The organism is Paraglaciecola sp. (assembly GCF_030730205.1).
Taxonomy (GTDB): domain Bacteria; phylum Pseudomonadota; class Gammaproteobacteria; order Enterobacterales; family Alteromonadaceae; genus Paraglaciecola.
This window is the reverse complement of record NZ_JANQVQ010000308.1, coordinates 1-7,732: the sequence shown is the minus strand read 5'-3', so window position 1 is coordinate 7,732 and position 7,732 is coordinate 1. Positions and strand designations below refer to the sequence as shown.

The following is a 7,732-nucleotide window of genomic DNA, read 5'->3' as shown; positions in this document are numbered from 1 at the left end:
TTACATCCATTTTTTCCACAGCATGTATGCAAATATTCCTACAGCTATGCCCACCATACTAAAACCTAACCACGTAAACGCTTGAGGGTTTTCGGTGCCGGGCAAGCCTGCGACGTTCATACCAAAAATACCGGTTAAAAAAGACAGGGGTAAAAAAATAGCAGTCACTAACGAGAGCACGTACATCCGCATGCCTTGTTGCTCAGCAATCCGGTTGCGAAGTTCGTCTTGCAGCACCATGGCGCGTTCTTTGGCTAAATCTAAATCTTCTACATAACGGGTCATGCGATCATATTCAAAACGCAGTTGATGGATTTGCTCATCGTTTAAATTTTTCGAAATTCGTGTAATGGCATCTAAGGCATCACGCTGAGGAGCAAGATAACGCCGAATAGCTGCCGCCTGACGCCTAGCACAGGTTAAACGTAAGCGAGATTCGTTTTGCGGCACGTCCAAAGCTTCAAACTGAGTGAGTTCGTCGTCTAATTCATCCACCGTATCACTAATGCGATCAGTGATCCTGCGTACAATATTAACCATCAGTTCGTGCGGTGAACTTAGGCTCATGCCTTGTTCGATACTTTCTCGCACATCTAAGATAGACAGCAAGCGACGATCTTTGCGTCGTAACGAAATAATTTGTTTGTCTTTTACCCACATACGCAAAGACACCATGTCTTCTGGATCAGCCTCAGGGTTGCGGTTAATGCCGCGCAAATACACTAGCATGCCATCGTCAAATTGCTGCGCCTTTGGCCGCGTGTCGAGGGCGCACAACGCGTCAATTTGTGGTTTATTTAACCCAAGTTGGCTCAAAGTCTGGGCTGAGTTGATCTCATCACTTTGCATATGAACCCAAGTAAAGCCGGTGCCCTGATAAGCGTGAATATCAGCAAACGTGCAGCGCCGGCTATGCGCTGCATCAATGATAAAACACCACAGTAAACCATCGGGGCCAGCAACACTGGCGGTTTCATTATTTTGCTTGAGCATGAATTATCCTACTTTAAGCATCATTGGCTAAGAAAAGTATCAGCGAAATGATGCAAATCGGTGTGTGCACTATAATAAAGGGGTAGTATGTTGCTAGTAGAGTGATGCAAATGAAAGACTTTTGTCGCTCAATTGCGTATTTTGGTCTGCAATTTATAGTTAAAGGAAGTAAACATGAAGAGGATAATGAGCGGTTTATTGGTTTATTTAGGGTGCTATTCGAGCGCGCTGTACGCTGAACAATTCACTATTTCAGCAGCACAAATAAATCAACAAGTTCAGCAACGTTTTCCACTTGTCCGGCAATATGAAGAGGTTGAAGCAACCTTTTATAATCCTAAGGTCATTCTTAAATATTTGGACAACGAGATTGACATTAAACTTAAAGTAAAAGTTAGCTACCAAGGGCAAACACTGGAGGCAGATGGACTCATCAAAGGCACAACCAGTTTTCAGCAAGCCACTAATTCACTGAGATTTGACCGCCCCATCCTAGATGAGTTTTATGTGGTGCAGGATAATATGAGTGATTCAACCGAAGCCATCAAGGTCGTCAAACAATCGATAGGCCCTTCTTTACCGCCGATTATTTTACTTAACTTTGAGCACCTTGATGTCAATACGCTCAGCAATGAACCCACATCAGTCACCCTATCCCCACAAGGCTTAGAGCTGGAATACTAGCGATTGTGAGTACAAAACTACCAAGATGGATTGAATACGGGGCGTTTATCTTGGCGTTTAGTGCCGGCTGCATCAACGTCATTGGCTTATTGGGTGTTGAGCACCAATCTATTTCTCATTTATCCGGCACGGCAACCTTGGTAGGCAGTGCCATTTTCAATCAACACCCTGCGCTATTCCATTTACTGGTTATTTTGTTGAGCTTTCTTGCGGGTGCGGCTATCTCGGGTCTATTTTTGTCCGGCCGTTCAATCAATGCGGGGCGTCACTATGACTCGTTACTGGTTATTGAAGGGCTACTGTTATTAGCAGCGATGTTTTTAATGCAAAACAATTCGCTCATTGGCCACTATTTAGCATCGTGTGCCTGTGGCATTCAAAATGCACTCGCGACACGTTACAGCGGTGCAATTGTACGCACAACTCACGTTACCGGCATTTTTACCGATCTTGGCATTATGCTGGGGGCAAGGGTGCGCGGCGAGACCATTGATAATCGTAAGATGATATTATTTATGTTGATTATTTTAGGGTTTATCAGCGGTGGCGCCGCTGGCGCTATGCTATTTAACCACTATGGTTTTATCGCCTTTAGCGCGCCGATAGCCATTTGTTTTACCCTCGCCTTAAGTTACCGCTTGTTAGTTAAAAATAAGCACTAATCAGGTTTGATCTGCGCAAACCAAAGGTTCATAAAATCGCCAGTCAGGGCTTGTTCTAATTCGGCCGCACGTTGAGTAGGACAAAATAAGGTAAACGACACCACGGTGTCGCCCACTGATGTGGTTGAAACAGTAATTTCGGGCTCAGGGCCGGTGATTTTCACATCGAGCCGACGTTCAATCATTTGGTTATAGCGCGTTGCAACCTCATAAAAATCAGCACAATACTCTTGCGCTTTAGCCTGCAGCTGCGCCATAAATACATAGGGATTAACACTCTGGTCTCGAATAATCGAAAATTTATGGGAGGCATAACGCTTTAAAAAATTAAAGTTTTTGATGGGGCTGGCAATCAACTTGTTATTCGGAATAAACAAGGTTTTACCGGTGTATTGGTAAGTACGAGGCTCCACTTCTATCAAGGTGGTTTTTATCCAATCGGTGGCAGACACCTCTCCTATTTGGTTTTCAACTTCAATCCAATCGCCAATGCGAAAAGGCCGTGTAGACAATAAATAGAAAAAACCAATAATACACTGAATAAATTCTCGAGTGGCTAACACAATAGCGACAGCAAATGCCGCTATTGACAGAGCAAATTTTTGTAATTCAGGCGCCCACAGGGCTAACAAAGAAATAATCAGCGTAAAATTAATAAAATTCTTAATATTATTAATTAGGTCCCTTTTATCATCGCCTTTACTTTTTGCCCGGCGCCGGCACCAACTCACCAATAGAAACTTAATGGTTAAGGCAATCGAAGGGATGATGAGGGTCAGAAAAAACTGACTACTGACAATATTTAACACTAGTTCCACGCTAGGACCCTTTATTCTTTTCTATATTCACAAAAATTAACCTTCGGTAGGTTTGATTTGACACATACTAAGGCTTACTTTTGATCACATCTCTCTTGCATAAACCAAAACACGTCGTTTATGCCTAGGGATTGCACTTGCAGCATTGTATAAGTGTGATCCTATCATGTAGGATGGATGAGTGATGGAGAAAAATAACGAAAAAAGCATGAAAATTATCCTTGGATTACGTCAAAACATGGCAGTCATATTCACACTGGTCAATCAGCTAGTGGGCCGCGTTGTCACAATTCAGCTACTCGTCGCAATGTGCCTTGCTTGCCCTGCCTTGGCCTTAGCACAAACTATCAAGCTAATTGACCAATTTGGCCAGCCGGTCACCAACGCTGTTGTCGCAATTGCGCAAGAACAAAAGCCCCATATAGTCCCCACTGATATTGCCGTCATGGATCAAATGAACAAACAATTTGTGCCACAAGTCTTGGTTATTCAGCAAGGTCAACAAGTCAGCTTTCCAAATAGTGACGATATTCGTCATCATGTTTACAGCTTTTCCGCGCCAAAACCCTTTGAAATTAAATTATTTAAAGGGGCCGTCACCGAGCCCGTGACATTTGAGCAACCTGGTATCGTTGTGCTTGGCTGCAATATACACGACAAAATGCTGGGCTATATTTACGTGGCACAAAACGAAACTAGCTATTTGAGTAATGAACAGGGTATGGTCGAACTTCCTGAAAACACCACTGAAATTACCCTGTGGCAGGCCAACTTGTCAGCACAAAATAGCCAACGTAAAACCATTAATCTCACCACGCTTAAACCCTTACCTAACAGCGATGTATTGACTATTTCGTTAACCTTATTGCATGCACCAATGCCCAGTGAAACCGAGTCAAAGAGCACATCTAAATTTAAGAAAAAATTTAATTAATGGCAGTGATTACGCTCAACAAGAGCATCTTTAGATTAGTGGTTGGCACTGTGCTATTTACCACTGTGGGCGTGTTAGTCAGTATGTGGGCCACTACGTCAAGTCATGCTCAAAAACAGCTCAATCGAAATCTTAATGTAGCGCAAAATGTACTAACACAAGTATTGGCCAGTCGTGAACAGCAATTGTATATAAGCGCCAACGCCCTGACCCTGGATTTTCCTTTTAGAAGCGCGGTAGCAACACGGGATGAGGCCACCATACAAAGCGTATTGCAAAATCATGGTGACCGTATCGAAGCGGATTTAATGGCCTTGATATCGCTCGACGGCCAGTTAATTTCCAGCACCAATGATGCCTTAGAGAAAAACACCCCCTTTGCTTATCCAGACTTTATCAAAAGCACAGTTCAAGAAGGTGGCGGCACCACCTTAATGTTACTTGACGACAAACTTTATCAAGTCATTATTCTCACTGTTGATGCCCCAAGGCCCATTGCCTTGGCCTTAGTCGGCTTTGAGCTTGAAAGCGCGCTTTTGGCGCAGCTTAAAAACATTACCCAATTAGAAATCAGTCTGCAGGTAAGACAAAATGCGCAGCTAATTTTTTCAGAATCAACTCTCAAGCCCATGCAAGCCTTTGAGGTATTTGACCAACAAAACCAAGAATTTAGCTGGTTTGACACCGTGTTACTGCAAAAACAAGATTACATATCCAAGTCTTTTGTTATTTCAGAGATAAACGAACAAGCGGTATGGGTCGTGCTGTCTGAAAACATCGAACAAGTTTTTTCTGAGTTTAACCAATTACAAACCACTATCTCTGTCGTGGCATTTGTATCGATGCTTATTACGCTGATATTTGGCGCAATGTTCTCTCGGCGCTTGTCTAAACCCTTAGGTAAGCTAGCCCGAATTGCGCAGCGCATTTCCAACGGTGACTATCAAAAAAGTTTTAATCACGAGCAACATGAACTCGCTGAAGTGCAGGCGCTGTCATCCGCATTTTCAGCCATGCAAGACAACATCCAAGCCAGAGAATCAAAAATCATTTTCCAAGCCAATCATGACATATTGACTCGAGTGAACAACCGCTACCACATCGAAAAACTGCTCGATGACAAGCTACAACTCAATGAAAACTTTCAAGCTATTGGCATCAACATTTTTGGCTTTCGCGGCATCAACGATATTTTTGGTTACCAAAGCGGCGACACCTGCTTAAGAATCTTAGCCAGTCGGGTAGCAGAATTAGGAGGGCTAACGGCGCGTTTAACCGGTGGTGAATTACTGTGGGTACCTGATTCAGCACAATCTTTTGAGCACTTAGCCCTGCTTAAAACGAAACTTGAGCAACCTATTGACGACGCAGGGGTGGTGATCAATTTAAAAATCGCCATTGGCGTGATCGAATGCCCCACGCAAGCTGATAGTGCACAATTGCTGTTTAGACGGATGAATATCGTGTTAGACGAGGCCCAGATAACCCGTCAGCTACTGTTAAAGTTTGATCCCGCCATCGAACAGCGTTATTTAAGACGTTTATCCATCATTGTTGAACTGAAAAAAGTCCTCGCCACTGAACAACAAGAATTAAGCCTAGCCTATCAGCCCAAACTCAATATTGGCGCTAATAAGATCAGAAGTGTGGAAGCCTTGATCCGCTGGAACAGCGCGACTTTAGGCTTTGTATCACCAGAAGATTTTATTACTATTGCTGAACAAGCGGGTTTTATCGATAAAATAACCGAGTGGGTGATCAAGCGCGCCGTCAGCGATGCCTTAGTGATTAAAGCCGCCGGCATTGAGCTGTGTATCGCCATTAACTTATCAGCCCACGATGTGATGAATGAAGACTTATTACCCTTTGTAGTACAGTTACTCGACCAACATAATTTGCCCAGAAGTGCCCTATCCTTTGAAATCACCGAAAGTGACGTGGTCAAAGATCCGGCCAAAGCCATCAAGCATCTTTCGGCTTTTAGAGAATATGGCTTTGTGGTGGCAATTGATGATTTTGGAACGGGGTATTCTTCCATGGCATACTTGAAAAACCTACCAGTTGATACCCTAAAAGTAGACAAGAGTTTTGTTCTTAAATTAAACACCCAAGTGGGCGATCAACATATTGTGCAGACCGTACTGAAGTTAGCCAAAAGCTTCGGTATGGATGTGGTAGCTGAGGGTGTTGAAAACCAAGCAACCTTAACTTTATTGCAAGAGTGGGGCTGTGAATACGCTCAGGGTTATCATATTTGTAAACCCATTGCGGTCAGTGCGCTAATAGATTGGTACCACACCCACATCGATCAAAATTGGTTGGAGAGCCTATGAATACACGCGCAATAAAAGTCGCCGGTTTCGCTATAGCCTGGATAGCTGTAATAGGCAGTGTAGCCATGCCATGTGTAGCGGCCGACGGTAAACTGATCGGCACCGCTGGTTTAACGCAAATTGAAGGCAGTGGTGGTGGCGGCATTGTGCCTTGGGCAACCCTTGCAGGTTACGATAGCCGCGAGCAAATATCGGCTGGTGCTACGTTATCCCGGGTAGATGTGGATGATTTTAGGCTGAGTATGTTAGGCGCTTCGATTTCGTTGTATGACAAAGTAGAAGTCAGCATTGCCCAGCAGCACTTTGAAATAAAAGGCGCAGGCGTCGATATTAAACAGAACATTGTTGGCCTTAAATACAAGTTATATGGCGACGTCGTTTACTCTGAATGGCCTCAAGTTAGTGTAGGCATGCAGTACAAACATCTTGAAGACTCGGCGGTAGCCAGCTCGGTGGGTGCACAAAATAGCACGTCTGGCACAGATTTTTATATCGCCGCCACTAAAGTCCACTTGGGTGCCATCGCAGGATTTAACGCCGTTTGGAATCTGACGGCTCGTGCGACCAAAGCCAATCAAATGGGCATATTAGGCTTTGGCGGCCCACAAAATAACGACTATGAGCTGATGTTAGAAGCATCGGCCGGCATATTATTTTCTCGTCATATCGCTCTAGGACTTGAGTATCGGCAAAAGCCCGATAATCTGGGTTTAGGCGAAGATGACTGGACCGATTATTTTGTCAGCTACATTCCTTCAAAACATATCAACCTCACATTAGCGTGGGCTAAATTAGGCTCGATTGCTGGCGCGCCAGGTCAAGATGGCTTGTACCTCTCATTAAACGGACAGTTGTGGTAAACAAATGAAAATAATATTCAGTCTTTTACTTTTATTAAGTGCGCTTAGTGGCTGTGCAAATACCGGCAAAACCACCTTGTATGACGAACTCGGTGGTAAACAAGCCATTGCCTCTGTGGTAGATAATTTTATTCATGAAATAGAATTTAACGAGACCCTGTTTCGTTATTTTGCTGAATCAGACATTGCACGATTTCGAGAAAAAATGAACGAACACCTGTGCGTATTAGCTAAGGGCCCTTGCGAGTACACCGGCGATACCATGGAGCAAGTACACGCGGGGATGAATATCACCGAAGCCGACTTTAACCTTGGCGTTGATTTGTTTATTCAAGCCATGAACAAAGCCAAGATCCCCCACCCCGTGCAAAACAAATTATTAGCCAAGATGGTCCCAACACGTAAAGAGATCATCTATTTGTAGAAGCTTGCGGTAACCGCGTTATCC

8 protein-coding genes are annotated in these 7,732 nt (G+C 43.9%); 6 read left to right on the top strand and 2 right to left on the bottom strand.

All coding sequences use genetic code 11. The features are described from left to right. Positions 1 to 993: a zinc transporter ZntB gene (locus NWQ57_RS20275; RefSeq protein ID WP_306024003.1), complete on the bottom strand. Its 993-nt coding sequence runs from the start codon at positions 991 to 993 to the stop codon at positions 1 to 3. 174 nt (positions 994 to 1,167) lie between these two features. On the opposite strand from NWQ57_RS20275, the gene NWQ57_RS20270 reads away from it, so the two are divergent. Beyond that, complete coding sequence (locus NWQ57_RS20270) at positions 1,168 to 1,677, top strand: hypothetical protein (RefSeq protein ID WP_306024002.1); 510 nt, start codon at positions 1,168 to 1,170, stop codon at positions 1,675 to 1,677. A 5-nt stretch (positions 1,678 to 1,682) separates the two neighbouring features. Then, on the top strand, positions 1,683 to 2,339 hold the full coding sequence (locus tag NWQ57_RS20265) for a YoaK family protein (RefSeq protein WP_306024001.1): 657 nt from the start codon (positions 1,683 to 1,685) through the stop codon (positions 2,337 to 2,339). Here NWQ57_RS20265 and NWQ57_RS20260 read toward each other — a convergent pair. Next, positions 2,336 to 3,157, bottom strand: a complete 822-nt coding sequence (locus NWQ57_RS20260) for a mechanosensitive ion channel family protein (protein WP_306024000.1) — start codon at positions 3,155 to 3,157, stop codon at positions 2,336 to 2,338. The genes NWQ57_RS20265 and NWQ57_RS20260 overlap by 4 nt on opposite strands. Before the next feature lie 208 nt (positions 3,158 to 3,365). On the opposite strand from NWQ57_RS20260, the gene NWQ57_RS20255 reads away from it, so the two are divergent. From NWQ57_RS20255 to NWQ57_RS20240, 4 genes are all read left to right on the top strand, one after another. Further along, positions 3,366 to 4,091 carry a methylamine utilization protein gene (locus NWQ57_RS20255; RefSeq protein WP_306023999.1) on the top strand — a complete coding sequence of 242 codons (726 nt, stop codon included), beginning with the start codon at positions 3,366 to 3,368 and terminating at the stop codon, positions 4,089 to 4,091. Continuing rightward, positions 4,091 to 6,424: an EAL domain-containing protein gene (locus NWQ57_RS20250; RefSeq protein WP_306023998.1), complete on the top strand. Its 2,334-nt coding sequence runs from the start codon at positions 4,091 to 4,093 to the stop codon at positions 6,422 to 6,424. Before NWQ57_RS20255 ends, NWQ57_RS20250 begins: the two co-directional genes overlap by 1 nt. Before the next feature lie 65 nt (positions 6,425 to 6,489). Further along, positions 6,490 to 7,284 carry a DUF3034 family protein gene (locus NWQ57_RS20245; protein ID WP_306024004.1) on the top strand — a complete coding sequence of 265 codons (795 nt, stop codon included), beginning with the start codon at positions 6,490 to 6,492 and terminating at the stop codon, positions 7,282 to 7,284. A gap of 4 nt (positions 7,285 to 7,288) precedes the next feature. Further along, entirely contained in the window at positions 7,289 to 7,708 is a 420-nt protein-coding gene (locus tag NWQ57_RS20240) for a group 1 truncated hemoglobin (protein WP_306023997.1), read from the top strand. The last annotated feature ends 24 nt before the right edge of the window (positions 7,709 to 7,732 follow it).

Coding starts and splice junctions, on each gene's coding strand:
- NWQ57_RS20275 (WP_306024003.1), bottom strand. CDS start 993: ATGCTCAAGCAAAATAATGAAACCGCCAGTGTTGCTGGCCCCGATGGT.
- NWQ57_RS20270 (WP_306024002.1), top strand. CDS start 1,168: ATGAAGAGGATAATGAGCGGTTTATTGGTTTATTTAGGGTGCTATTCG.
- NWQ57_RS20255 (WP_306023999.1), top strand. CDS start 3,366: ATGAAAATTATCCTTGGATTACGTCAAAACATGGCAGTCATATTCACA.
- NWQ57_RS20250 (WP_306023998.1), top strand. CDS start 4,091: ATGGCAGTGATTACGCTCAACAAGAGCATCTTTAGATTAGTGGTTGGC.
- NWQ57_RS20245 (WP_306024004.1), top strand. CDS start 6,490: ATGCCATGTGTAGCGGCCGACGGTAAACTGATCGGCACCGCTGGTTTA.
- NWQ57_RS20240 (WP_306023997.1), top strand. CDS start 7,289: ATGAAAATAATATTCAGTCTTTTACTTTTATTAAGTGCGCTTAGTGGC.